This is a genomic window from Bacteroides sp. 224, assembly GCF_010500995.1.
GTDB lineage: Bacteria > Bacteroidota > Bacteroidia > Bacteroidales > Bacteroidaceae > Bacteroides.
In genome coordinates this window covers 53,801-77,690 of record NZ_QVMK01000014.1, presented here as the reverse complement: position 1 = coordinate 77,690, position 23,890 = coordinate 53,801, and the positions used below count along the sequence as shown (strand labels likewise).

Sequence of the window (23,890 nt, the reverse complement as noted above, 5' to 3'; positions counted from 1 at the left end):
TAGATAAAATGTATGGCAGCAAAACCCAGTATACCCAAAGGTACGCGTGATTTTTCGCCGGTAGAGATGGCGAAGCGTAATTATATATTCAATACAATTCGTGACGTATATCATCTGTACGGATTTCAGCAGATAGAAACACCATCTATGGAAATGCTCTCTACCTTGATGGGGAAATATGGGGAAGAAGGTGACAAACTGCTTTTTAAAATACAAAACTCGGGCGATTACTTCAAGGGAATCTCAGACGAAGAGTTGTTGAGTCGTGATGCCGCCAAGCTGGCAAGCAAATTCTGCGAAAAGGGACTTCGTTATGACTTAACTGTTCCTTTTGCCCGTTATGTGGTGATGCACCAGAATGAAATCAGTTTTCCTTTTAAACGCTACCAGATACAACCCGTATGGCGTGCCGACCGTCCGCAGAAAGGGCGCTATCGCGAATTTTATCAATGTGATGCCGATGTGGTGGGCAGCGACTCTTTACTGAACGAAGTAGAGTTGATGCAAATAGTAGACGAGGTGTTTACCCGTTTTGATATTCGCGTTTGCATCAAAATTAATAATCGTAAGATCTTATCGGGTATTGCAGAAATCATTGGCGAATCGGATAAAATCGTAGACATCACCGTAGCCATTGATAAGTTAGACAAGATAGGTCTTGACAATGTAAACAAGGAACTGGCCGAGAAGGGCATTAGCGAAGAAGCCATTGCTAAGTTGCAACCCATTATTCTCTTGAGTGGTTCTAATGCAGAGAAGTTGGCAACCTTGAAGAATGTGTTGGCAGGTAGCGAAACCGGAATAAAAGGAGTAGAAGAAAGCGAATTTATTCTTACCACCCTAAGTGCACTTGGTATTAAAAACGAAATAGAGCTTGACCTGACATTAGCACGCGGACTAAACTACTACACCGGAGCCATTTTTGAAGTCAAAGCCCTTGATGTGCAAATTGGCAGTATCACAGGTGGAGGCCGCTATGATAATCTGACAGGAGTATTCGGCTTGTCCGGCGTATCGGGTGTGGGAATCTCTTTTGGTGCCGACCGAATATTTGATGTACTTAATCAACTGGAACTATATCCCAAAGAAGCAGTAAATGCAACCAAACTACTCTTTGTGAACTTCGGAGAGAAAGAAGCCGCTTACTGTATGGGGGTGTTAATGAAAGTAAGAGCGGCAGGTATTACAGCCGAACTTTTCCCCGATTCATCTAAGATGAAGAAGCAAATGACTTACGCCAACAATAAGAATATCCCTTTTGTAGCCATTGTGGGCGAGGATGAAATGAATGCCGGCAAGGTGATGCTTAAGGATATGGAGAAGGGAGAGCAGAATCTGGTGACGATTGATGAACTGATTCAGGCTTTGAAGTAAAAATATGAGCTGTAGAGCTTCCTCGCCCAAAGGGCGAGGGTAAGCTCAAAGCAAATAATCCAAACAAACTTATTTTTTGGTTTTACGAACGTTAATTCGGGAGTGATGTTATACACCTGAAGCGTAATTCACTTGCGGTTATCGTGTGTATTATGCACCGGGCTTTGGTGGATCTACAAGCCAAACCGATTTCCAAAGTAAGTCTTCAGACTGAATACTGATTGTTTGGGTAGTTTCGGGGATTTTCTCGAAAACAAGATCAATATATCCCGATTGCCCTGCTTCAAGAGTATAATATTGGGTATATAGCCAATGCTTTGATACACCGAAAGCGTTTAATAGAGCATAACTTTTCCCGTCTGCTTTTAATTCAATATCAGGGTTGTATCCCGGTGTGATTTGTATATTGTTAATTTGTGGAGCCTGAACTAAAACACGAATTTGCGTATTATTTTCGGTGATGGTAACCGATTCTATTGTATATGTTTCTTTGTGTGCTTTTTCTGCCAGTCCTCCCACCGGATTTTCCTTCTTGAGAATTACATTGTCTTTTGCCAATGTTTGGTCTACCGTATAAATAGGCACGTTGTTGAATTGGAGAACAAAATCCCAACCCGTAACTGTTGCTCTGTTTAATTGTTTGGCTGTTTTGCTTACGTTTGCCAAAACGACGGTACATTTTATTTTAACTCCTTGTGGCAGCACTACGGGAGCCAGCCACTCTGTGCCATTGTATCGCTCTTCGCCAAAGGTTATGTCGGTCCATTTGTACTGTTTGCCTTCGTTGTCGTAGAAAGAAGTTGCAGTTTGTCCCGAAACCACATTTGTGCGCCCTATATAGTTCAGCTTCAAGTCGTTGCCATTATTGGTAACATAATAGGATAGTACAGTGAGCTTGCCATCTCTGATGCAGCTTTCGAATTGAATATTCAGATTTTTGTTGCTGCATTTAATGGTTGCACCGATGTTGTTAGAAGTGGCTGTTTGTTTTTCTGTCTCTTCTGCTGGGCTTCCATCCAAACTGTTTACAGCTCCATCCACTATCTTTGTTACATCTTCCACCTTTTTAAGAGCTTTGTTGAGCCAGCCTTGTGCCGATGTTTCCGTTGTAAACGCCACCATTACTATGAATGATAGAATGAATATGCTTTTTGTTTTCATTTGTTTATGCCGATTATAATTGTTTGAATCCGTCAACCACCCACTTGTTGTTATCGTCTTTCTCAATATTTACTCTTATTGTTTCCTTAAACTCAGGGTCCGTTTTCGAGGTGATATCAAAATAGATGGTTGCGCTATCTTCGTCTATATCAGAAGAATCTTCATCTATTGTAAGCACATATTTCTTTTTTTTAGCTTCCTCTTTCATTGCTTTGACGGCCTCTTTTTCGAATTTAGACATTTCACTCGAAGGAGTAAACTCTTCCTCTTCCATCATCTTGTTGCATTTGTCATAATCAGCATTAAGATATGCTGTGGCAAACTTTTCTGCCAATTTTGTAGGGTTGGAGGTGCTGCTGCAAGCTGTAAGTAAAATAATAGCGAAAAGAAATAAAAATGTTTTAATTGCTTTCATAATTTCTTTAATTTATAGTTAACTACTAATTACAGATTTTTTGGAAGATGTAAACCAAAGAATCTCGTTCCGCCGGGTATAGCATTGGAGGATTTAAACTGTATCCCGGCGAACAAATAATATATTTCATGTGCGATCCTATACCAAAGTTCTCATCAATATGCATCGTTCCTACCGGATATGATTGCCCATTAGACAATACCGTTCTTCCGGATAAGGCAATCTCTTGATTGTCAGATGTACTTAAACCAAACCAAGCTTTGTCGGCCCTGGAGCCAGTCCCTTTGATAATGCTGTGTTCTTCCTTGTTGTAAACAGCTTCATATTTACCCAACATTCCTTTGCTGTAATACGTTCTGTCTCGCTCGAATATTTCTCTATACTGATATCGTCGAGAATCTTTCGAATCTATTGGTGTAATTTCTTTTTTGTTGTAATCTTCAACGTAGATATTGTATGATTCATTATCTACCAGAATCCACTCTCCTTCTAACTTCATGGCGAGCCAGTCAATATATTCTTCATTGTTGTTTTTGGATGGTGGTGTTCTACTCAATAACAAAGACAGATTTGTTTTATATAGTACATTTCCTCCTTCTAATATTGTTGGTGAAGAGTTTATAATAACATCATTCACATAAGTATAGGGAGTATTTTTTACATAAATAGTTTCTATATCAACACTTTGTTTGTTAAGTGTAGTCATATTGCTGATTTGAGATAGATCGCTGTATGCTCCTTTTATAATATGGTACAATAATTCATCCTTGCCGATGGCCATTGTAGCCTTTGAACTGCGAGTGCTGAGGGCATCGTTCTGTATAGCAAAAATGGTAACAGGCCCATTTATATCCTGCAAATCGGCAGATTTTAGCGACTCAGTAAAAATGCTAATATCAGTTTCTTTCTCTAATTCCGATAAGATGGTTTCTATATTTGTTGAATCATTTTCTTCTGAATCACCTGTGTCCGAATCCGAACAAGCAGAAAGGAACAAAAGTATAGCTGGTAAAAGAAATATGTTTCTTTTTAAGTAGTTCATAAGTTTCTTTTTAAATATACAACCAATAATTGCGTACATAATTAATCAATCCGATTACTGCGATAAAGAAGCTGACAAACACCAATACGATAAAGGTGAAAGCAAGTTTAATCCAAGTGTCACTGTTGTCGGTATCTACTACTTCGCCCGTATTTTTGTTGACATACTTTATGGTTTTGGCTGTAGCTACGCTTCCAAACAGTCCGCCTATAATTGAAGTCATAAAGCTGCGTTTGCCGTCACTGGCACTCATTATTCTTTTGTTAATCATGAATGTAGGTGTCATGCTTGCCAAGATGTAGAAAACAATGCTGCCAATAAAGAAGGTAGCACCTGCCCAAGTGCCCGAAATGAGCGAGAGCAGTATATAAATGGCGAGTGCAGAGATAACCAATGTTTTCGATCCGTTGAAGCAGCGCTTATTGGCACTGTTTACCACTCCCGATAGTTCGTTTAGGCGTTCGGTCAGATCTTCTTCGGTAGGAGCAATGGTAATTACTTCTTTCAGCAATGCAGTAGAGGCTTTCATCTGTTTGCCGGTGAGTGGGGCGTGCAGTTCGTCGTCTTCGGTAACTTCTACTACCGGCCAGCTTTCGTATACCTCTTCCAGTAGGTTGGAGGCGCGGTTGTTTTCCTCTTCCGAGCTGAATTCGGGCAGGTTGGCATCTAACCGTATCTTCCGAAAATCGTCAACCTGATAGGCAGCGAACTTTTTCTTGATAAAGAAATCATAGATAATGTGTAGAATAGCAAAGCCTAAGGCTACTAAAATGCAAATTGCGGTGATATCTTCCATAATGTTATGAAGGTTTTAATATTCAAAAGTGTAAATAAGTCGCTCTTCTTCTTTAGAATTCTCAAAAACTGAATGTTCTCTGGTTTCGTAGATTTCAGTGATGTATCCGGCCTCATTAAATACATATCGATAGGTATATTTATAGTTGTATTTACCATCTCCTTTTTCTTCTATTTGTGTTTTCTCAATAAGAAGGTTTTCATTTTTTGTAGTTTTTATACCGATGGCTGATACAGGTAAATCTATGTAGTATTCATCTGTTGCTAATAACCAATTTATATCAATATTTCCAAGTGTGTATTTTGTACTTCCGTATGTAAGGTTGGTACGTAAGTAACCATCGCGACTTACTCCGTTTTGATCTCCACGTATGTAGGAAAGTTTGTTGCTATCCCAATAGTATAATGCTAAGCATTTATTGGAACCTTCTTGGGTTGTTAAATAAGTGCTTGTTTGAGCAAGATGTCCTAAATGTTCATATTCATAATCGCAACGCCATTCTCGGTTATAGTAGTCTTTTGAAATTATATATCCCCATTCTGTAGAAGAATAAGATTTGGTAGGGTATAACTTTTCCCCTATTTGCTTTGCAATAAGAACGCTTTCAAAATCCATATAAACAACGGTTTCTCCATTTATTTTCTTTACAATGCCTTCTGTTTCTTTCTGTTCCTCCCCGTTTTTTTCCTCTTCCTTTGTTACTCCTTTTTGCGAAACACTAATTTCAATCTCCTGATCTCCGCAAATAATGGAAATGATGGCCGAGCGGTTTTCGCCACTTTCATTGGGCGTTAGCGTAATGTTGATATTGTAAACACCTGCTTTATCTCCACTATTCGGAGATATGGAAACCCAGTTACTGCTTTTCGAGGAGCCTTCGCGTGTGGTTGAGGCATCTTTAATAACAGAGTGCCATGCCCCGAGGGTGGTGAAACTTACGGTGCTTTCGCCTTGTATGTCGTCGGCATAAGCCACTTGTTGCAATGCTTGTTGATTGTTTGCTACAATGGTAGGCACTTTTTCGTCGTCGCTGCTACAAGCAGTCATACACAGTAACAGGAATATTACTGCTGATAATGCGCTAATCTTTTTCATGTACTTCATTTTTTTTGTTATAGTTTGAATTATTGTATGTCTTAGTTAAGATGCTATTGCTGAAAAAGGTAAGGGCTTGAAGTTCTGTTTTGTGGTTTGTTAACAAATACAACGCTTCTCTATTGTTTAAAGTGTATGGTCGAAAAAGCTTTGCCATATATTTCATTTTCAAATGTTAGTTTGTAACTTTAGGCATTCTTCCGATAGAATAATCTGCAAATATATCGACTATTGTCGGATTTGCAAGCGATAAACCGAAAATATTCGAGTGTAAAATGAAAGCAATTGAACGATTATACTTATATCTTGATCAGAAAAAACTTAAACCTTCTTCTATTGAAAAGGATATGGGGCTATCTAATGGGTACCTTAGTATCCAGAAGAAGCGTGGTGCAGATATGGGAGAAGGTGTTATAAATAAAATTATCGACTATTGTCGGGATATTAACCCCGAATGGCTGATTACCGGAAACGGTTCTATGCTTAGGTTGGAGCAACCGATAGAGGCGGATCAGCTATTTAATGAATCTTCCATTTATCGCCTTTACAAAGAAATGGAGGCGAAAGCCGACCGACTTTTAGAAGAAAACATATCTTTAAGAAACGAAATCCGTAGACTGAAAGAGGCGGATTGGACGATTGTTACTGCCGGGCAAAAGAAACCGAAGAAGGGGTGAGGAGGAATTGGTAGAGATATATCGTTTTGAGGGAAAAGCCTCACCCCAACCCTCTCCAAAGGAGAGGGAGCTGGAGAAACACTATGCAAGCTATTCATGCGCGATCTGTAACCTCTTTCCCCTCTCCTTTGGAGAGGGTCGGGGTGAGGCTAGTTCAATCACTTATTTTCTTTATATTTATGAGCCTCATTGAAACTCGTATCACCCCATCTCCACCACCTCATACACCCATCCCCGGTGTGCTCTTCTCGATTTAAACTTCGCCTTCATTGCCTTTCCTAACTTAATTGCTGCCGTTCGTGTGCATTTAAAGTTTGGTTTCCGTGTGCTGATTCTTTCCAATATCTCTGCACAGGTTAGTTCCTCGTGACTCTCTCCGCTGACGGGTGAGCGGAAGTACGCATATATATACTCCTCTTCCGGGCTGGTGTGTTGAAAATTCAGGTTGCTTCGGGTGATATAAGCCTCCTCTTCGTGTGTAAACCAATAACGTTCATCTTGCTGTAAGGCGTGTACGGCCTGTGCATATAGTTGCTTGTGGTTGACGGGCTGCTGATAGTCGATAATTCCATCTACCTCGATGCAAATAAAACGGCGACTACCGGTAGGGTCGGTCAGTAAATCGAAATTATTGCTGGTGGCGATGAATGTGGCATAACGACGCAGCTTCTCGGTGGTGCTACCATGTGGGCGACGAGTTTGGACAACTGCTTTCTGAATGATATGCTTCATAAAGCCCTGATAGGAGGGACTGATGGAATCGAATTCGTCCATATTAATCAGTGCGAAGCGGTTCAGTGCCAGCTCTACATCCCGACGGTTGCTAAAGTCGATGCTGTCGGTATAATAATCGCGCAGTTCGGGAGGAAGCAAGTTTAGGCAGAACGTAGATTTTCCACAACCCTGATCGCCTACCAGCAAAGGCAGGGCGCTGTTGGCGTGCTGACGGTCTTTTTGTTGCCAGTGGGCTACCATAGAAAGAAACCAGGTGTAGAACAGATCGGCCCAACGCGGATTATGGCACTTGATGCGATTGGCCAGTTCGCGGATGTAATCTTTCCCGTCCCAACCGGGAAGTGCCAACAAGTATTCTTCGATGGGGTTGTAGCTGAGCACCTTGTCCGATTCGAGATACCTTTTAATGTCGGCATCCCAAGCAGGAATACCTTCCGAGAGGGCATTCATGGTGATGCTGTTGATGGCCTGTTTGGTGAGCGGATTAAAGTCGAACCGGAAAGACTTCCGTTCATGATACTCCACTACTCCCTTCACCGTGTTCCGGCGCAGGCGGTAGCGACGCTGCATAAATTCGTCTAACCGGGCAATGAGGGTCATGGTAGAGGTAATGCAAGGTTTGTCGCCAAATATTTTGCCTAAGCCGTATGCTGTCCGAAAGGAGTTGCGTGCCAATAGTTCGTAATTGCGTAGATCCCATTTGCACAAGGTATAGCGCAAGGCATCTTCTTCGGGGATGCCCGACCGGAAGCAGTTTTCGGCCAATCGTGTGAAGAAAGGCTGCAAATCCCGGTCGCTGTCGATGCCGTTTATCTGACTCATGGCATCCCATAAAGACGTTTCAAAAAGGTTGTCGATGATGTAATAACGCTCATAGCCCGGCAGAAGCCGTTCGAGTGGGTCGCTCATCTGCTTTCTGACTTCCGAAAAGGTAGGGTTTTCGGGCTCGTGGAGAGGTTGCTCAATGCGGATGGCAACTGCCTGAGGATTATAATAAAGAGTAGGGTCGTAGCTAAGGCGTACGGCTGTTTCCGGAGTTGGCTTCCGCAATTCAATCTCTATATTCAGTTGAGGCTGATACCATTTCACCGCTTCGCGGTAGGCGTATGCATGAAAGAAACGGATGTACTCGGGCGTTTGAGGCAGCGTGCCGTCGGGCAGGGTGAAGGGCACCAGAATCTTTACACTCTTGCCACTGGAGCCAACAAAGGCGAGCAAGGTTTGTGGCAGCGTGCCGGCCAGGTTGCGCAGTTCCTGAGCTTCTTTAATATGGGCAAGGTTGTTTACTTCCAGCGTAATCAGCCCGTTGTAGGTGGTCATTTCCCGGTCGCTGCCTACCTTATGAAATACGCCGCCAAAAATCAGGCACGGAACCTTCTGCACATAATCATACTCTTTTCCCGGTAGGGCATGGCATAGTAGGTTGCGCATGGTGGTCACCGGGCGACTTTTGGGTTCTGTTCTTAGTGCCGTTAGTGCTGTTTCCATGCTTAGCGTGCGCAGAGTTTGCTTCTTTGCTTTTTCGTCGTTGCGATATTGTGTTATTTTCATTATTCCTTTTACCGATTAGATTTTATGTATTTGATTTTGTGAAGCACCCCTCGCAAGTGGTTATCTGCCCGGAAGCAGACTCGTTGCGCTTTTACTTTTGCCGGGGTGCAGGCTTCCGGTGTTTCGCAGCCCTCGCTGCTGGCCGATACGGAAAAAGTTCCTATTCCTTTGAGTTTCACTGAGTTGCCATGTTGCAGATGCTCCTGAATGAGATCTTTCAACGAGTGGATGGCTGCCAATACATCGGCTTCGGTGAGTGAACTCCGGTGGCAGATTTCCGCTGCCAATAGCTCTTCATCTACCTGACCCGAGATGATGGGCACGCCATAATAAAGTGTCTTTTCTTTTGCGCCGCTTTTATCTATCTTAGGACGAACTACATACGTTTGCATAGTTTGTTTTGTTTATTTAGTTTATTTATTGTGCGACTTCAAAACACCCGGGTGTTTCGGGCGAAAAGACCCGGGTGTTTTAACCTGAAAGACCCGGGTGTTTTGGGTTGAAGCATACTGGTAATCATATATTTAGAAGTCTTTTATTTATTCTTTCTATATGCAAATATACAAAAAATAATAGTAGGTACAGCATCTTTGAAAGAGTTTATTTCTTTAAGATGATTAGTAACATATTATGATTGCGAAAATGCTTTGCAATGAAAAGATGGGTGCGTTAGGTGCGTGATTGGTGCGTTAGGTGTTTGGGGGGTACCTAACGCACGTTAAGTATTTGGTATATAGGTTGATAAGTGGCAAGTGCGTTAGGTGCGTTAGGTTTTGGCGTAAAATTCTCTGTGTAACTTGGCTTCGGCGCCTCGCCGATCCTCCCCTGCAAGGGGGAGGTGCCCAAAGGGCGGAGGGGGTACTTTATAAACAAATTATGAACTTCTACTTAAGTAATTAAAAGATAATTGTATTTTTGTGAGAGTAATACTTTATGGTTTTCTTTCTTATGACAACACCCCGTGTCCTGTTTCTATACATACTATTTCTCTTGCTTGTGCCTCATACATTAATAGCGCAAACCAACCGTGCGCTTGTGGTGGCTATATCAAACTATCCGTCCGGTAGCGAATGGGGAATAACGAATGCACTTAACGATGTGGCTTTGCTCCGGCAAATGTTGCAACAGAAAGGGTTTGCTTCGGGAGGCACTACCTTCTTGCTTAATGAGCAAGCCACCCGAAAAGGAGTGGTAGACCAACTAAGAAAGATGGAAAGAGTAGCCGGGAAGGGAGATTATATTTATATTCACTTCTCTTGTCATGGGCAACAAATGTTTGATGATAACGGCGACGAGGAAGACGGGTATGACGAAGCGTTTGTGCTTTACCATGCGCAGCGAAAATATGAAGAAGGTGTGTACGAAGGCGAAGAGCATTTAAGAGATGATGAATTGGGCGAATGGTTAGATAAAATAAGGCAGAAAATAGGACTGGAAGGTAATGTTACTGTACTACTCGATGCTTGCCATAGCGCAACAGGTGCTCGCAGACCAAAGAATAGATATCTACGCGGAACAGCCTACCCCTTTGCACCGAAAAACTATAAAACACCACCGGCAGATCCGGCCAGATGGAAGAATGTATTGACAAAGGGTGCCGGTCTTGCCCCTGTTCATGTATTCTCGGCTTGCAAGGAAACCGAAGCCAACTTCGAATACTTCGACAGCGCAGCAAATAAGAGCTACGGATTCCTGACGTTTGTGTTCAGTGCTTTAATGAAAGAAGATAACAAAGGAATGACCTATCAGTCTTTTGCCGAAAAACTGCTTAACAGAGTAGCCATACTCCTGAAACAAGAAGATGTAAAACAAACCCCGACACTCGAAACCACACATGGAGCAAGAACATTCAACATCTCACGATAAGCAAGAAGAATTTCTTCGTGTCAATAGGGCTATTGCCTCTCATGACCGAAGAGAGATTGCCCTGATTTACGAAAAGTACATCGCTTATTTCTGCGGCTTTATGCGAAAAAGATATGCTTTTCTTACAGAAGAAGAGTTGCACTCTATTTATAATGAAAGCCTGGCGTTTGTGTTTGAGTGGAGCAAACGGGGCAAGCTGCAATTTTATGGGGCAGATATAAAAACATTCTTATTGAATGTAGGCATCAAAAGGGCTATCTCTTACATGAAGAAATTTAAAGATGATGGCTACACCGAAAGTATAGACGAACTAAAGAATCTGCCGGCAGATGTAGAAAAGGAAAAAGCGCTTCACTCCATTGATTCGCGATTGATACGGAGCATTGTAAATGGCATGAAGGCACCTTGCGATGTTATTTTGTCATTAACCTTTGTCGATGCTCCTCTGAAAGACATTGCAGAAGCATTGGGAAGAACGGTGGATGCAACCAAAACCAAACGTTCTAACTGCATCAAACAAATCAGGCAGAAATTGGAGCAACTAAAAATCAGAAAGGAGGACTTGTATGGCGGATAAGGAACGCAGAGAAGAAGAAAGACAAGATAGAATCCTTGCATACCTATTGCATAAAATGCCGGAAGAGGAACAACGCTTGTTTGAGCAAGAAATGAGGCAAGACGAATGCCTGGCAAGCGAAGTGGCTTTTATGAAAGAAATAGCTTTGGCCTATCGGGATAAAGAAGAAGCGACGTGGAACGAAGCGGTATCCGACGAAGTACTTATGTTGGTAGAAGATGCCGCATATACTTATCAACAAAAGAAGAAACCGGTAGCGGCACGGCAAAAATGGCACACGGCGGCTAAGTGGTCAATGCGAATGTTGCTGTTTGTTTTCATTGCAGGAGGAGCATTCTTTTATTGGGGCACTCGCCCGTATTACACCACCGAACAGCTATTTGCCGATTACTACGAAATACCCGAATATAGAGGATACGCATCGAGAGGCGATACTCATTTATCTGAAGAAACTCTTCAAAGGCTTGACGAAGCAAGTGCTTGTTATGACGTAGGCAATCACAGTCGCGCCCTCCTTATATATAAAGAGGCTATGCAGGGGGTAGAACCTGAGGAAGTGCCCAATGAAGATTTGTTTCATTATTCGATGTGTTTGATAAATGCCGAGCAGTACGATGAGGCTATCGAGCAACTAACTACCGTCATGAATAAAGGGCAGTTACTACACGCAACTTCGGAATGGTATTTGGCATTAATCTACTTAAAGAAAGGAGAGAAAGAGCAAGCACTCTTCCTCTTAAATAAAATAGTGGAAGAAGATACCAAATATGCAGATCGGGCTAAAGAATTGATAGAGAGAGAGAAACGGAAGAAATGGTTTTAAAATAGATAGATGTTCATAATTAGTTTATATCATTGCCCCCTCCGCCCTTTGGGCACCTCCCCCTTGCAGGGGAGGAATTCCTGCGGCATCGAGGACTTGGCTTCGGCGCCTCGCCGATCCTCCCCTGCAAGGGGGAGGTGCCCAAAGGGCGGAGGGGGACTTTCTCATACTATTAAATCAATTATGAACACTCACTTAAAGATAAAAACGAAATGAAAAAGTGTTGGTTAATAGCTATATTTATACTTTTTTTGTTTGGCAACGCATCTGCTCAACAAGAGCTTGCCAGTTTGTTGAACTGGGGAGAACAAGCCTATAAAACAGGAAATTACCGGGTGGCAGAGCGGTGCTACAAAGAAATTGTCAGGCAGCAGGCAACGATAGTGGGTAAAGAACGCGAGTATCTTGATAATCTGAAGATACTATTAAACATTCAGCAACGCATAGGTTCATACGCTCAGGGAGATTCTTTGTGTAGGCAGGCATTGCAGATCTCTAAAAAGAAATTCGGCGAGAGAAGCCCCGAATATATGGATGCCCTGCTCTATTTAATGCAACTGAAAGTAGAGCAAAATGCATGGGCCGAAACGCTTCAACCATTAGCCCAAATAGTGGCCTATCAAAAAGAAACCAATGGAGAAAACAGTTCGGAATATGCCGCAGCCATTTTAGTGGTATGCCAAGCCAAACTACTGGCTTCTAAGTTTGACGAGGCGCGGCAACTGGCAGATGAAGCTGCAACTATCTATGCGGCACAAAAGGGAAAGGAATCTTCCGAATATCTCACAGCGTTATTATCATTGGGGAATGTAGCCCTTTATAGTAGAAAGATAGAGGAGGCTTACGGTTATTATGTGTCGGCACGCGAATTAGGTACTAAACTTTTTGGCGAAAAGCATGTTGAAACCGTGCGCACCAATATCTATATAAGTACTACATTGGGCGAAATGGGTCAATTTAAAGAAGGAGCCGAACTATTAGAGGCTTCCTTGCCTATATTGAAAGAAAGCACGGGTGGCAATAACTTGGCTTATGCATCCATGCTTTCCAATCTGGCAGCTTTTTACCTGAATGTATTCAACCATCAGAGAACAGTGGAATTATTAACAGAAGCACTGGCAATTATCGAAAGCAATACAGGCAAAAAGAATCATTATTACCTGAATGCCTTGGGCGGACTGGCTGTTTCTTATCAATCGCAAGGAGATTTAGCCAAAGCAGAGCCCCTGTTTTTGGAGTCGTTGAAGATACGTAAAGAGGTATATGGCGATAATCATCCTTCTGTGTTTCAGGCTTTAGTCAATTTAGGAGGGTTCTATGTTTCGATGGGGAATTATGTGCAAAGCAAGGAGATCTTAGGGCAGGCCATTGAGATGGAACCCAATTACTCGAACTCTTTTTTAAGCGGATACCTTTCCGCATTAAGGATGATGCATTTAATTAATACACGAGAAGATCGAGAAAATGAAGCAGAACACTACTTTAAATTGGCGCAACAATATGCAGCACGATTTAATCAGCAAGAACATGCTTCGTATATACTTCTATTGCTCGACAAGTTGAATTATGACATCTCTAATGAGAGCAAAGACAACCGGCAGTTGGAACAAGAAGTACAAAAACTACTACCATGGGTGGAAAAGCACTATGGAAATCAATCTTATAGATATTATGCATTGTTGGCATCGTATGCTAAAGTGTTGTCTAACCAAAAGGAGTATCAAAAAGCAATAGATATATATGGACAGTGTATAGATGGCTATAAAGCATTGGGCTTTTCCGAAACCGAGAGTTTTCTTAATGTAATAAAAGAAATGGCACTCACCTATCTGCTGTCGGGAGATTTGCAGAGTTCTTTATCGCTATATGGAAGCGCAATTATTTGGATTCAGTTAAATATATCGGAGAAGTTTGCCTTTATGACAGAAGATGAACGTACTTTTTTCTGGACAAAGTATTTGGGAATCAGCGAAGAGATACGCATTCTTGTAGCCTTACTGGGAGATACAGCTTTTTCGACTCTTGTTTATGATAATGAACTTCTGACAAAAAGCCTATTACTGCAATCGAACAGCCGCGTGCGGCAGTTTATCCAAAACAGCAACGACGAAGCACTGAAAGCTCTTTGGGACGAGTTGGCAGTGGTAAAGAAACAGTTGATTGCACAAATGTCACCCGTCAACGAATTAAACGTAACAAAGCATCAGGCATTAAAAGCCAAAGAACGGGAATTGGAAAAAGAATTGCTGAATAAATGCAGCGTCTATAAAGCATTGGGGGTGGAATTGCTCAAGTCGGCAAAAGAAGTGAAGGAAGCCCTAACTCCCCAAGAAGCTGCTATTGAATTTGTGCGGAGCATAGAAGTGGCAGATGATGGCGAAGTATCTTATGCGTATTATGCCTTGATTCTTAAAAAGGATAGCGAACACCCGCAGGTGGTTCGGCTTTGCGAAGAAGAAGAGTTAAGGCAAGCATTGCAAAATCAAGATAATGAAGCGGTGAGTGGCTTGATATGGCATCCTGTCAAAAAGCATTTGTCCGGTGTATTATGTAGTTTTATCTCGCCTGTTGGCTTGCTGCATTCGGTATCATTCAATACATTAAAAGATATAAGTGGGAACTATGCATTTGAGCAAATGTTTATACGCAATTTGTTGAGTACCAAAGATGTGATAGCACTAAAGAAATACTCTTATACAAACTTTAGCCCTAAAAAGGCCGTGCTGGTGGGAGGGGCAGATTACGACCTTTCGCCTGAAAAAGTGAAGCAAAGGCTGACAAAGATACCCCCAAGTAATACAGTAAAAGGAGATGCAGGCCGGATGCTTCGCAGCAAACGTTCGGTAGGTTTCGATTATCTGCCCGGCACGAAAGAAGAAGTAAGCTACATTGATAGCTGTTTAAGCCATAATCAGTGGGAGGTGTCTGTACTAACCGACGAAGAGGCTACCAAAACGAATTGGATAAACCTTGTGAAACAGCAAAAACCTTCTTTATTGCATTTGGCCACTCATGGCTATTATAGTGCCCAAGAGGAAGCGCAGGAATCAATACCGGGAATCGCTCAGAGTGTTTATGAAACGGCAGAAGATCCTCTGTTCAGATCCGGACTATTATTTACCGGCTGCAATTACATTTGGAACAAAGGGTTGCAAACCAAAGTGGTAGACGATGGCGTGCTGACTGCTTATGAAGTATCGACTTTAGATCTTTCAATGGTCGATTTGGTAGTGCTGTCGGCCTGTGTCACCGGGTTGGGAGATGTGCAAGGCAACGAAGGCGTGTACGGATTGCAACGCGCTTTGCGACTGGCCGGAGCGAAGAATATGATTGTCAGCCTGCGTGAGGTATTCGACCAAGAAACTTCTGAGTTTATGAAAACATTCTACTCCATTTGGGATAAGAAAGCGAGTCCGTTAGTTGCTTTCAGGAAAACATTGGTGGCTTTAAAGAAGGAATACCCCGATAGTCCGGAGAAGTGGAATGGGTTTCTGATGATAGAATAGCCTGAAAGGGCAAGAACAAACTGACAGAATGTCTGTTTCTTTATTTGGCACATTTTTGGTAAGAGTATAGTTGTAACAATTAATTTTAATATAAATCACAAATAAAAAAGTAGAATTATGAACGTTAAACCGTTAGCAGACAGAGTACTTATACTTCCTGCACCTGCAGAAGAGAAAACAATTGGTGGTATCATTATACCCGATACCGCAAAAGAAAAACCCTTGAAAGGTGAAGTAGTGGCAGTTGGTCAAGGAACCAAAGACGAAGAAATGGTATTAAAGGCAGGCGACACCGTACTTTACGGAAAATATGCCGGAACCGAACTTGAAGTAGAAGGCGGTAAATATCTGATCATGCGTCAAAGCGATGTACTCGCTATTTTGGGGTAAGGCGTTTTGAGTTTATAGTTTTTGAGTTTATAGTTTAAAGTTTATAGTTTATAGTTTTCCATGCGGAAATGTGTAATTGCTTTCTTGTAATCTATAAACTCCAAACCTAAAAACTTTAAACTCCAAACTCAAAAACTCCAAACTTATAACCTATAAACTTAAAAACTTAAAACTTAAAAACTAAAACAATATGTCAAAAGAAATAGTATTTGGTATTGATGCTCGCGACCAACTTAAAAAGGGAGTAGACGAATTGGCTAACGCCGTGAAAGTAACTTTAGGACCTAAAGGTCGTAATGTAATTATCGAAAAGAAATTCGGTGCACCTCAAATCACTAAAGACGGTGTTAGTGTGGCTAAAGAAATAGAGTTGAGCGACCCTTACCAGAATGCAGGAGCACAGTTGGTTAAAGAAGTAGCTTCAAAAACAGGCGACGATGCCGGCGACGGTACTACTACTGCTACTGTATTGGCTCAATCAATCGTAGCCGAAGGACTTAAAAACGTTACTGCCGGTGCCAACCCAATGGATTTGAAACGTGGTATCGACAAAGCGGTTGCCAAAGTGGTTGAATCTCTTAAAGCACAATCAGTAGAAGTAGGTGATAACTATGACAAAATAGAGCAAGTGGCTACCGTTTCTGCTAACAATGACCCCGCTATCGGTGTTCTTTTGGCTGATGCCATGCGTAAAGTATCTAAAGACGGTGTAATCACTATCGAAGAAGCTAAAGGTACCGATACTACTATCGAATTGGTAGAAGGTATGCAGTTCGACCGTGGTTATCTTTCGGCTTACTTCGTTACCAATACAGAGAAGATGGAATGCGAAATGGAAAAACCATACATTCTTATCTACGACAAAAAGATCTCTAACCTGAAAGATATGCTTCCTATTCTGGAACCGGCAGTTCAAACAGGTCGTCCTTTATTAATCATTGCCGAAGATGTAGACAGCGAAGCACTTACTACATTGGTAGTAAACCGTTTGCGCTCTCAGCTTAAAATCTGTGCAGTGAAAGCTCCGGGCTTTGGCGACAGAAGAAAAGAAATGTTGGAAGACATCGCCGTGCTGACCGGTGGTTTGGTTATCAGCGAAGAAAAGGGTCTTTCATTAGAGCAGGCTACACTTGAAATGTTGGGTACTTGCGATAAAGTGACTGTAACTAAAGACAATACAATCATCGTAAACGGTGCAGGTGCTAAGGCTAACATCGAAATGCGTGTTAACCAAATTAAGTCGCAGATTAAAACTACTACTTCGGACTATGACAAAGAAAAACTGCAAGAGCGTTTGGCTAAGTTATCCGGTGGTGTAGCTGTGCTTTTCGTAGGTGCTGTGAGCGAAGTAGAAATGAAAGAAAAGAAAGATCGTGTTGACGATGCTCTTTGCGCTACTCGTGCAGCTATCGAAGAAGGTATTGTACCCGGTGGTGGTGTAGCCTACATCCGCGCTATCAGTGCTTTGGAAGGAATGAAAGGCGACAATGCTGATGAAACAACAGGTATCGAAATCATCAAACGTGCCATCGAAGAACCTCTTCGTCAGATTGTGGCTAATGCAGGTAAAGAAGGTGCAGTAGTTGTTCAGAAAGTACGCGAAGGTAAAGATGATTTCGGTTACAATGCCCGTTTGGACGAATACCAAAATATGCATGCTGCCGGCGTAGTTGATCCTGCTAAAGTAACTCGTGTGGCTTTGGAAAATGCAGCTTCCATTGCAGGTATGTTCCTTACTACAGAATGTGTAATTGTAGAAAAGAAAGAAGATAAACCCGAAATGCCTATGGGAGCTCCCGGAATGGGGGGTATGGGTGGAATGATGTAATAAAACGCATCCAATAACATATCGTATATTTAAGGGTATTCATCCTGATTATCAGGGGAATGCCCTTTCTCTTTATGCTCTTTTACGCTGAGTATGTTCCGAATGTCGTTTTTGTCTTTTTTTCCTTTTTCCCTGTAATGCCTCATTGAATATTTTTTTATACCTTTATGAACTTGGCGTTGTAAGCTATTATTTTAACCTATAAATATTTAATTATGAATAAAAGTGAAATTGGAGCCTATGCTACGCAAGTATGGCGTTTATTGGTAGATAACTCTAAGTGGAGTTACAAAGATTTGAAAAACAAATCCGGTTTGAGAGATAAAGAACTGGGTTCGGCATTAGGATGGTTAGCACGCGAAAATCTAATTGAATTTACTCAGGAAGGAGATGAACTGTATATTTACTTATGTGTAAATGTATATATAGGCTGATAACTGAAGACCTATTCATAGAAGCTCCCATAGAAAAGGTTATTGCTTTTTTATGGGAGTTTTTTTATAAACAAAGAACATTTTCGCAAAAAAACGACGAAATACCTCGAATTTATTTTGTATTCATAAACAAGAGCTTAATTTTGTGATTTATCACAGATATACAACTAATACAATCCTTAAAATACTCCGGACTATGGAATATAGTGAAAACACAATTCTTAGAAAATGTTTTGTTTTACCGGTTTTATGCCTATTATATACATCCTTATATGGAAGTGATGATATAAAATCTATATCAGCTTCTTTAGAACAGCTTATGGACAATAAGCAAGAATATATAATAAAGAAAGAGCAGCGTATAAAGGAGCTAAAGAGTTTATTGAATTTTGAGAATATATCTCCGGAGCATGAGTATGAAGTCAATAACCATCTATATAATGAATATAGAAAGTTTAAACTTGATTCAGCCATTTATTATGTGCAAAGAAATACTCAGATTGTAGATACCTTGGCCGATTCTGAGAAAAAATATATAACGAGCCTTCAATTAGCTACTTTATATTCCTCGTCCGGTATGTACCTTGAATCGGAAAGAATCTTGAAAAATATTCGAAGAGACTTAATTCCTGCCAGTATATTACCGCTTTATTATAGTTCCTATTGTCAGTTTTACGAGCATTATGGGGCTACAAGCTATCAGCCTAAGTATGAGAAACAAAATGCCATGTATCGCGATTCTTTATTAATGGTATTAGATCCGGACTCTCATTCCTATAAAGTTAATTATGCAAATGCATTAATTGCTAAAGGTGAAATAGAGGGGGCCGAACAAATATTGCTGAGCTTACTTGAGAAGGAAGATCCGGATACTCCCTCTTATGCAATTGTCTCTCATCTTCTGGCTGTGGTATATGGAGTAAAAAAGAATACTTTGCTGGAGCGGAAATACTATTCTCTTTCTGCCATGGCAGATATCAAAAATGCCATTAAAGAAAATGCTTCCTTCCAGCGTCTTGCGTTTATAGCTCATGATGCTGGCGATATTACTAAAGCCTTTAAGTTTACACAGTCGGCCATTGAAGATGCCATTTTTTGTAATGTGCAGTTTCGTACAGCTCAGCTCACTAAGTTTTATCCCATCATTAATGCTTCGTATCAGAAGCAGGAAGCTTCATCTAAAAAGCAACTCCTTCTATATTTAGTGTTGATAAGTTTGCTTACTTTATTCCTTATTTCATTGGTCTTCTATATATATAGGCAAATGAAAAAAGTATCTGCTATTAAAGAAACATTATCCGGAATGAATGGAAAACTTGTAGAGCTAAACAATGAATTGAATAAGAAGAACGAATTGTTATATGATACAAACAACAAACTTTATGAGTCCAATCAGGTTAAAGAACAATATATCGCTGAGTTCTTTGATTTATGTTCTACCTATATCGATAAAATGGAGGAATATCGAAAGTCTTTGTATAAGCTGGGAGCTAATAAGCAGTATGAGAAGTTGATGAAGAGCTTGAAATCAACCACCGTCATAGATAACGAACTTGATGAACTGTATGAGCATTTCGACCGCATATTCCTCACACTTTACCCCACTTTCGTATCTGACTTTAATTCTCTGCTGACTAAAGAGGAGCAGATCATCCTCAAGTCGGAGAGTATGCTAAACAAAGAGTTGAGAATCTATGCACTTTTACGTCTTGGGATAACAAATAGCATCAAGATCTCAGACTTTCTTCGCTGTTCATTAAGTACCATTTATAATTATCGGACGAAACTAAGAAATAAAGCAGCCATCTCTCGCGATGAATTTGAAGATATGGTGATGCAAATAGGTTTGAATCATAAAAATAAGGAATAAATACATTCCGATCCATCTACATTTTTAGTACATTGAAAGATTGTTAAGTGCTTGATATTTAATTGTTTGAATTAAATGTCGATCTACAAAATAGCCTCTAAGTTTCGACTTGGGTATTAATTCTATTTAGCTTTGTGATAACAGGAAAAACTGTATTATACAATACAATTAGAATATATAACCTTTATCACAAATAACATGAATACCTTAACAAAGGTCGGACTCATAGGACTTGGTAGAATGGGTCGATTTTATTTGGAGGAAATGCAAAAAAGTGGAAGATGGGATGTGGCATATATTTGCGACAAAAGTCCCGGAATCCGTGAGCTGGCCCGAAAGCTTTCTCCAACTTCGAAAATCATAGATAACGAAGACGAAATTTTCAATGATGAAACAGTTCAGGTAGTAGGCCTTTTCGCGCTGGCCGATTCCCGAAAACAGCAGATTGAAAGAGCTGTAAAGTGTAACAAACATATCATTTCCGAAAAACCAATTTCCGATACCATTATTAATGAGTGGGAAGCCGTATACATCTCGGAACGTACGAATCTGTTTTCTACTGTAAACCTCTATCTTAGAAATTCCTGGTATCACAACTTAATCAAAGATTTTATTGCAAGTGGCGAAATAGGCGAATTAGCTATCATTCGGGTTTGTCATCTTACCCCTGGATTGGCTCCGGGAGAAGGTCATGAGTACGAGGGACCTTCTTTCCATGATTGCGGCATGCACTATGTGGATATAGCCAGATGGTACACAGGCAGTGAGTTCAAAACATGGCATGCACAGGGTGTACGCATGTGGAATTATAAAGATCCCTGGTTCTTGCAATGTCATGGAACGTTTGAGAATGGAGTGGTGTTTGATATTACGCAAGGACATGTGTATGGGCATTTATCAAAAAATCAAACTCATAACTCATACATTGATATCATCGGAACAAAAGGAATTGCCCGGATGACGCATGATTTTAAGACCGCCGTAGTAGAATTGCACGGGGTGAATCAAACCATTCGTCAGGAAAGACCCTTTGGCGGAAAGAACATTGATGTGTTATGCAATCTATTTGCCGATTCCATAGAGTCGGGCGTTCGGAGCAACAAATTACCTACCTTACGAGATTCCGCCATTGCTTCCGAATATGCATGGAGATTTCTCGAAAACTCCACAGCCAATGAGTTACCGGCTATCGGAGAAATTAAAACACTCGAAAAAATTATTGAACGAAGAAGAAACATGAAAAACGGATATGGTTTATTGCAACCACAATAAAGCATTCATTAATCTATAAATCTTAAATAAACAAAGTTATGGCAGAATTTTCAAGAAGAAAGTTTCTTAAAACGGGCGCGGCAGCATTAGCCGGATTGGCGGTAGTGCCGAATACTGTTTTAGGAAAGAGTTTCGGGCATGTTCCTCCCAGTGATAAACTGAACATCATCGGAGTAGGAGTAGGAGGTCGAGGTGCAGGCGTACTTAGAGGTATGTCGAGCCAGAATATTATCGGGCTTTGCGATGTAGATTGGAAGTACAGCAGCAAGGTATTTAAAGAATATCCCAATGCTAAAAAGTACTATGATTTTCGCAAAATGTTCGATGAAATCGGCAAAGACGCTGATGCTGTGATGATTGCTACGGCCGACCATACACATGCGATTGTCGCTGCTCAAGCCTTGACAATGGGTAAACATGTTTATTTGGAAAAACCATTAACACATACTGTTTATGAATCGCGCCTATTAACCAAACTTGCTGCAGAACATAAAGTGGCTACCCAAATGGGTAATCAGGGAGCTTCGGGTGCCGGTGTACGTAAAATCTGCGAATGGATTTGGAATGGTGAGATTGGTGAAGTAACGAAAGTTGAAGCTTTTACGGATCGTCCGATATGGCCGCAAGGTCTTAACCGTCCCGAAGGTAGAGAAAAAGTGCCCGGTACTTTAAATTGGGATTTGTTCTTAGGCCCGGCTAAACATCGCGATTATAATCCTGTATATACTCCATGGAACTGGCGTGGCTGGTGGGATTTTGGAACGGGAGCATTAGGCGATATGGCTTGTCATATCTTACATCCGGTATTCAAAGGACTCAAACTGGGATATCCAACAAAAGTTCAGGGAAGTTCTACCTTATTATTAACAGATTGTGCGCCCAATGCACAAATGGTGAAGTTTATATTCCCTGCCCGCGACAATATGGCCAGAGTAGCTATGCCCGAGGTAGAAGTAGTATGGTACGACGGTGGATTAAGACCAATGCGTCCCAAAGGTTTCCCTGCTAACAAAGATATGAATGACAATGGTGGAGGCGTGATCTTCCACGGAACCAAAGATACACTAATCTGTGGTTGCTATGGTGCTAATCCATGGTTGTTATCCGGAAGAACACCTAATGCACCTAAAGTACTTCGCGAAGTAAATACTTCTCATGAAATGGATTTTGTAAGAGCTGCTAAAGAAAGTGCTTCTAACCGTGTAGAAACTACTTCACCTTTCAGCGAAGCAGGACCTTTCAATGAAATGGTAGTAATGGGTGTACTGGCTGTAAGATTGCAGGGACTTAATCAAGAGTTGTTCTGGGATGGTCCGAATATGCAATTTACCAATATCAGTCCAACTGCCACTATTAAGACGGTTATCAGAGATGGCTTTACAATCAAAGATGGACATCCTTCATTTAATAAAGATTGGACTGATCCTATCAATGCGCAAGAATATGCACAGGAATTAATTAAACATACTTATCGCGATGGCTGGAAACTGCCCGATATGCCGAGATAAGATAATAATTACTAAAATAACAGATTACTCAAATGAAAAAAATATTCAATACATTGACCCTTGGTCTACTAAGTGTAACAATGATGGCTTGTGGTGGCTCTTCAAAAAAAGCAAATGCAGAAAACGCTCAATCCAATGAACCCGCAAAAGAAGTAGCGCTGACTTATTCAACTTCTTTAAAAGGTGCCGAAAGTGAGAGCCTAAAATTACCAATGGATAAAGACGGATACATCACTATCTTCGATGGAAAAACATTTAACGGATGGCGTGGATATGCAAAAGATCGTGTACCCGGTAAATGGACTATTGAAGACGGATGCATCAAATTTAATGGTTCCGGTGGTGGCGAAGCTCAAGACGGTGATGGAGGCGATATCATTTTTGCCCATAAATTTAAAAACTTTGAGTTGGAGCTTGAATGGAAAGTATCCAAAGGCGGAAACTCTGGTATTTTCTATTTGGCCCAAGAGGTGACTTCTACCAATAAAGACGGTGATCAAAAGGTAGAACCTATTTATATCTCAGCACCGGAATATCAATTGCTTGATAATGAGAACCATCCTGATGCTAAATTAGGTAAAGATAATAACAGAAAAGCAGCATCATTGTATGACATGATCCCTGCCATTCCACAAAATGCAAAACCATTTGGAGAGTGGAATAAAGCGAAGATTATGGTATATAAAGGTACTGTTGTACACGGCCAGAATGGAGAAAATGTACTTGAATATCATTTGTGGACTCAACAATGGACTGACATGTTGCAAGCAAGTAAGTTTAGTAAAGAAAGATGGCCCTTGGCATTTGAACTGTTGAATAATGCCGGAGGTGAAAATCGCGAAGGATTCATCGGCTTACAAGATCATGGAGATGACATTTGGTTCCGCAACATACGAGTGAAGATATTAGATTAATATCCTAACCGAATAGAGGAGTTAAAGTAGTTATTGGAAATGTTTGCTCATTTCAT

At 41.0% G+C, this 23,890-nt stretch carries 20 protein-coding genes; 13 read left to right on the top strand and 7 right to left on the bottom strand.

The features are described 5' to 3' along the window. Nucleotides 1-12 precede the first annotated feature (12 nt). The gene (gene hisS, locus D0T60_RS08900; RefSeq protein ID WP_163217829.1) at nt 13-1,374 is read left to right on the top strand and encodes a histidine--tRNA ligase; all 1,362 of its coding nucleotides are present in this window, start codon (nt 13-15) and stop codon (nt 1,372-1,374) included. A gap of 150 nt (nt 1,375-1,524) precedes the next feature. On the opposite strand, the gene D0T60_RS08895 is transcribed toward hisS, so the two are convergent. Genes D0T60_RS08895 through D0T60_RS08875 form a run of 5 tightly spaced genes read right to left on the bottom strand, consistent with a single transcriptional unit; the run spans nt 1,525 to nt 5,883 of the window. Further along, the gene (locus D0T60_RS08895; RefSeq protein WP_163217828.1) at nt 1,525-2,535 is read right to left on the bottom strand and encodes a hypothetical protein; all 1,011 of its coding nucleotides are present in this window, start codon (nt 2,533-2,535) and stop codon (nt 1,525-1,527) included. Nucleotides 2,536-2,548: 13 nt separating this feature from the next. After that, the gene (locus D0T60_RS08890; protein WP_163217827.1) at nt 2,549-2,950 is read right to left on the bottom strand and encodes a hypothetical protein; all 402 of its coding nucleotides are present in this window, start codon (nt 2,948-2,950) and stop codon (nt 2,549-2,551) included. Nucleotides 2,951-2,975: 25 nt separating this feature from the next. After that, nucleotides 2,976-3,992: a fasciclin domain-containing protein gene (locus D0T60_RS08885; protein WP_163217826.1), complete on the bottom strand. Its 1,017-nt coding sequence runs from the start codon at nt 3,990-3,992 to the stop codon at nt 2,976-2,978. A gap of 10 nt (nt 3,993-4,002) precedes the next feature. Then, on the bottom strand, nt 4,003-4,788 hold the full coding sequence (locus D0T60_RS08880) for a hypothetical protein (protein WP_163217825.1): 786 nt from the start codon (nt 4,786-4,788) through the stop codon (nt 4,003-4,005). A 15-nt stretch (nt 4,789-4,803) separates the two neighbouring features. After that, complete coding sequence (locus D0T60_RS08875; RefSeq protein ID WP_163217824.1) at nt 4,804-5,883, bottom strand: BACON domain-containing protein; 1,080 nt, start codon at nt 5,881-5,883, stop codon at nt 4,804-4,806. A 275-nt stretch (nt 5,884-6,158) separates the two neighbouring features. On the opposite strand from D0T60_RS08875, the gene D0T60_RS08870 reads away from it, so the two are divergent. Then, entirely contained in the window at nt 6,159-6,560 is a 402-nt protein-coding gene (locus D0T60_RS08870; RefSeq protein ID WP_163217823.1) for a hypothetical protein, read from the top strand. 201 nt (nt 6,561-6,761) lie between these two features. Here D0T60_RS08870 and D0T60_RS08865 read toward each other — a convergent pair whose 3' ends face one another. After that, nucleotides 6,762-8,846: a BT4734/BF3469 family protein gene (locus D0T60_RS08865; protein ID WP_163217822.1), complete on the bottom strand. Its 2,085-nt coding sequence runs from the start codon at nt 8,844-8,846 to the stop codon at nt 6,762-6,764. An 8-nt stretch (nt 8,847-8,854) separates the two neighbouring features. After that, complete coding sequence (locus D0T60_RS08860; RefSeq protein ID WP_163217821.1) at nt 8,855-9,238, bottom strand: HU family DNA-binding protein; 384 nt, start codon at nt 9,236-9,238, stop codon at nt 8,855-8,857. A gap of 541 nt (nt 9,239-9,779) precedes the next feature. Between D0T60_RS08860 and D0T60_RS08855 the strand changes: the two genes are divergently transcribed. The 11 genes from D0T60_RS08855 to D0T60_RS08805 all read left to right on the top strand — a co-directional run bounded on the left by D0T60_RS08855 (nt 9,780) and on the right by D0T60_RS08805 (nt 23,834). Further along, a complete protein-coding gene (locus tag D0T60_RS08855; RefSeq protein ID WP_163217820.1) occupies nt 9,780-10,712 on the top strand; it encodes a caspase family protein in 933 nt (310 codons plus the stop codon). Next, entirely contained in the window at nt 10,681-11,289 is a 609-nt protein-coding gene (locus tag D0T60_RS08850; protein ID WP_163217819.1) for an RNA polymerase sigma factor, read from the top strand. The genes D0T60_RS08855 and D0T60_RS08850 overlap by 32 nt, the downstream gene beginning before the upstream one ends. Beyond that, the gene (locus D0T60_RS08845) at nt 11,279-12,112 is read left to right on the top strand and encodes a hypothetical protein (RefSeq protein WP_163217818.1); all 834 of its coding nucleotides are present in this window, start codon (nt 11,279-11,281) and stop codon (nt 12,110-12,112) included. The genes D0T60_RS08850 and D0T60_RS08845 overlap by 11 nt, the downstream gene beginning before the upstream one ends. Nucleotides 12,113-12,324: 212 nt before the next feature. Further along, nucleotides 12,325-15,618 carry a CHAT domain-containing protein gene (locus D0T60_RS08840; protein WP_163217817.1) on the top strand — a complete coding sequence of 1,098 codons (3,294 nt, stop codon included), beginning with the start codon at nt 12,325-12,327 and terminating at the stop codon, nt 15,616-15,618. A 117-nt stretch (nt 15,619-15,735) separates the two neighbouring features. Continuing rightward, nucleotides 15,736-16,008: a co-chaperone GroES gene (locus D0T60_RS08835; protein ID WP_163217816.1), complete on the top strand. Its 273-nt coding sequence runs from the start codon at nt 15,736-15,738 to the stop codon at nt 16,006-16,008. A gap of 190 nt (nt 16,009-16,198) precedes the next feature. After that, the gene (gene groL, locus D0T60_RS08830; RefSeq protein WP_163217815.1) at nt 16,199-17,836 is read left to right on the top strand and encodes a chaperonin GroEL; all 1,638 of its coding nucleotides are present in this window, start codon (nt 16,199-16,201) and stop codon (nt 17,834-17,836) included. 215 nt (nt 17,837-18,051) lie between these two features. Next, the gene (locus D0T60_RS08825) at nt 18,052-18,270 is read left to right on the top strand and encodes a winged helix-turn-helix domain-containing protein (RefSeq protein ID WP_163217814.1); all 219 of its coding nucleotides are present in this window, start codon (nt 18,052-18,054) and stop codon (nt 18,268-18,270) included. A gap of 319 nt (nt 18,271-18,589) precedes the next feature. Next, nucleotides 18,590-20,140 (top strand): DUF6377 domain-containing protein, encoded by a 1,551-nt coding sequence (locus tag D0T60_RS08820; RefSeq protein ID WP_239059527.1) that lies wholly within the window; start codon nt 18,590-18,592, stop codon nt 20,138-20,140. 198 nt (nt 20,141-20,338) lie between these two features. After that, nucleotides 20,339-21,412 carry a Gfo/Idh/MocA family protein gene (locus D0T60_RS08815; RefSeq protein ID WP_163217812.1) on the top strand — a complete coding sequence of 358 codons (1,074 nt, stop codon included), beginning with the start codon at nt 20,339-20,341 and terminating at the stop codon, nt 21,410-21,412. Nucleotides 21,413-21,450: 38 nt separating this feature from the next. Further along, nucleotides 21,451-22,920, top strand: a complete 1,470-nt coding sequence (locus D0T60_RS08810; protein ID WP_163217811.1) for a Gfo/Idh/MocA family protein — start codon at nt 21,451-21,453, stop codon at nt 22,918-22,920. A 32-nt stretch (nt 22,921-22,952) separates the two neighbouring features. Next, nucleotides 22,953-23,834 carry a DUF1080 domain-containing protein gene (locus D0T60_RS08805; protein ID WP_163217810.1) on the top strand — a complete coding sequence of 294 codons (882 nt, stop codon included), beginning with the start codon at nt 22,953-22,955 and terminating at the stop codon, nt 23,832-23,834. Nucleotides 23,835-23,890: the final 56 nt, after the last annotated feature.

Excerpts from the sequence above, each read along its gene's own strand:
- hisS (WP_163217829.1), top strand. The coding sequence starts at position 13 with ATGGCAGCAAAACCCAGTATACCCAAAGGTACGCGTGATTTTTCGCCG.
- D0T60_RS08895 (WP_163217828.1), bottom strand. The coding sequence starts at position 2,535 with ATGAAAACAAAAAGCATATTCATTCTATCATTCATAGTAATGGTGGCG.
- D0T60_RS08890 (WP_163217827.1), bottom strand. The coding sequence starts at position 2,950 with ATGAAAGCAATTAAAACATTTTTATTTCTTTTCGCTATTATTTTACTT.
- D0T60_RS08885 (WP_163217826.1), bottom strand. The coding sequence starts at position 3,992 with ATGAACTACTTAAAAAGAAACATATTTCTTTTACCAGCTATACTTTTG.
- D0T60_RS08880 (WP_163217825.1), bottom strand. The coding sequence starts at position 4,788 with ATGGAAGATATCACCGCAATTTGCATTTTAGTAGCCTTAGGCTTTGCT.
- D0T60_RS08875 (WP_163217824.1), bottom strand. The coding sequence starts at position 5,883 with ATGAAAAAGATTAGCGCATTATCAGCAGTAATATTCCTGTTACTGTGT.
- D0T60_RS08870 (WP_163217823.1), top strand. The coding sequence starts at position 6,159 with ATGAAAGCAATTGAACGATTATACTTATATCTTGATCAGAAAAAACTT.
- D0T60_RS08865 (WP_163217822.1), bottom strand. The coding sequence starts at position 8,846 with ATGAAAATAACACAATATCGCAACGACGAAAAAGCAAAGAAGCAAACT.
- D0T60_RS08860 (WP_163217821.1), bottom strand. The coding sequence starts at position 9,238 with ATGCAAACGTATGTAGTTCGTCCTAAGATAGATAAAAGCGGCGCAAAA.
- D0T60_RS08855 (WP_163217820.1), top strand. The coding sequence starts at position 9,780 with ATGGTTTTCTTTCTTATGACAACACCCCGTGTCCTGTTTCTATACATA.
- D0T60_RS08850 (WP_163217819.1), top strand. The coding sequence starts at position 10,681 with ATGGAGCAAGAACATTCAACATCTCACGATAAGCAAGAAGAATTTCTT.
- D0T60_RS08845 (WP_163217818.1), top strand. The coding sequence starts at position 11,279 with ATGGCGGATAAGGAACGCAGAGAAGAAGAAAGACAAGATAGAATCCTT.
- D0T60_RS08840 (WP_163217817.1), top strand. The coding sequence starts at position 12,325 with ATGAAAAAGTGTTGGTTAATAGCTATATTTATACTTTTTTTGTTTGGC.
- D0T60_RS08835 (WP_163217816.1), top strand. The coding sequence starts at position 15,736 with ATGAACGTTAAACCGTTAGCAGACAGAGTACTTATACTTCCTGCACCT.
- groL (WP_163217815.1), top strand. The coding sequence starts at position 16,199 with ATGTCAAAAGAAATAGTATTTGGTATTGATGCTCGCGACCAACTTAAA.
- D0T60_RS08825 (WP_163217814.1), top strand. The coding sequence starts at position 18,052 with ATGAATAAAAGTGAAATTGGAGCCTATGCTACGCAAGTATGGCGTTTA.
- D0T60_RS08820 (WP_239059527.1), top strand. The coding sequence starts at position 18,590 with ATGGACAATAAGCAAGAATATATAATAAAGAAAGAGCAGCGTATAAAG.
- D0T60_RS08815 (WP_163217812.1), top strand. The coding sequence starts at position 20,339 with ATGAATACCTTAACAAAGGTCGGACTCATAGGACTTGGTAGAATGGGT.
- D0T60_RS08810 (WP_163217811.1), top strand. The coding sequence starts at position 21,451 with ATGGCAGAATTTTCAAGAAGAAAGTTTCTTAAAACGGGCGCGGCAGCA.
- D0T60_RS08805 (WP_163217810.1), top strand. The coding sequence starts at position 22,953 with ATGAAAAAAATATTCAATACATTGACCCTTGGTCTACTAAGTGTAACA.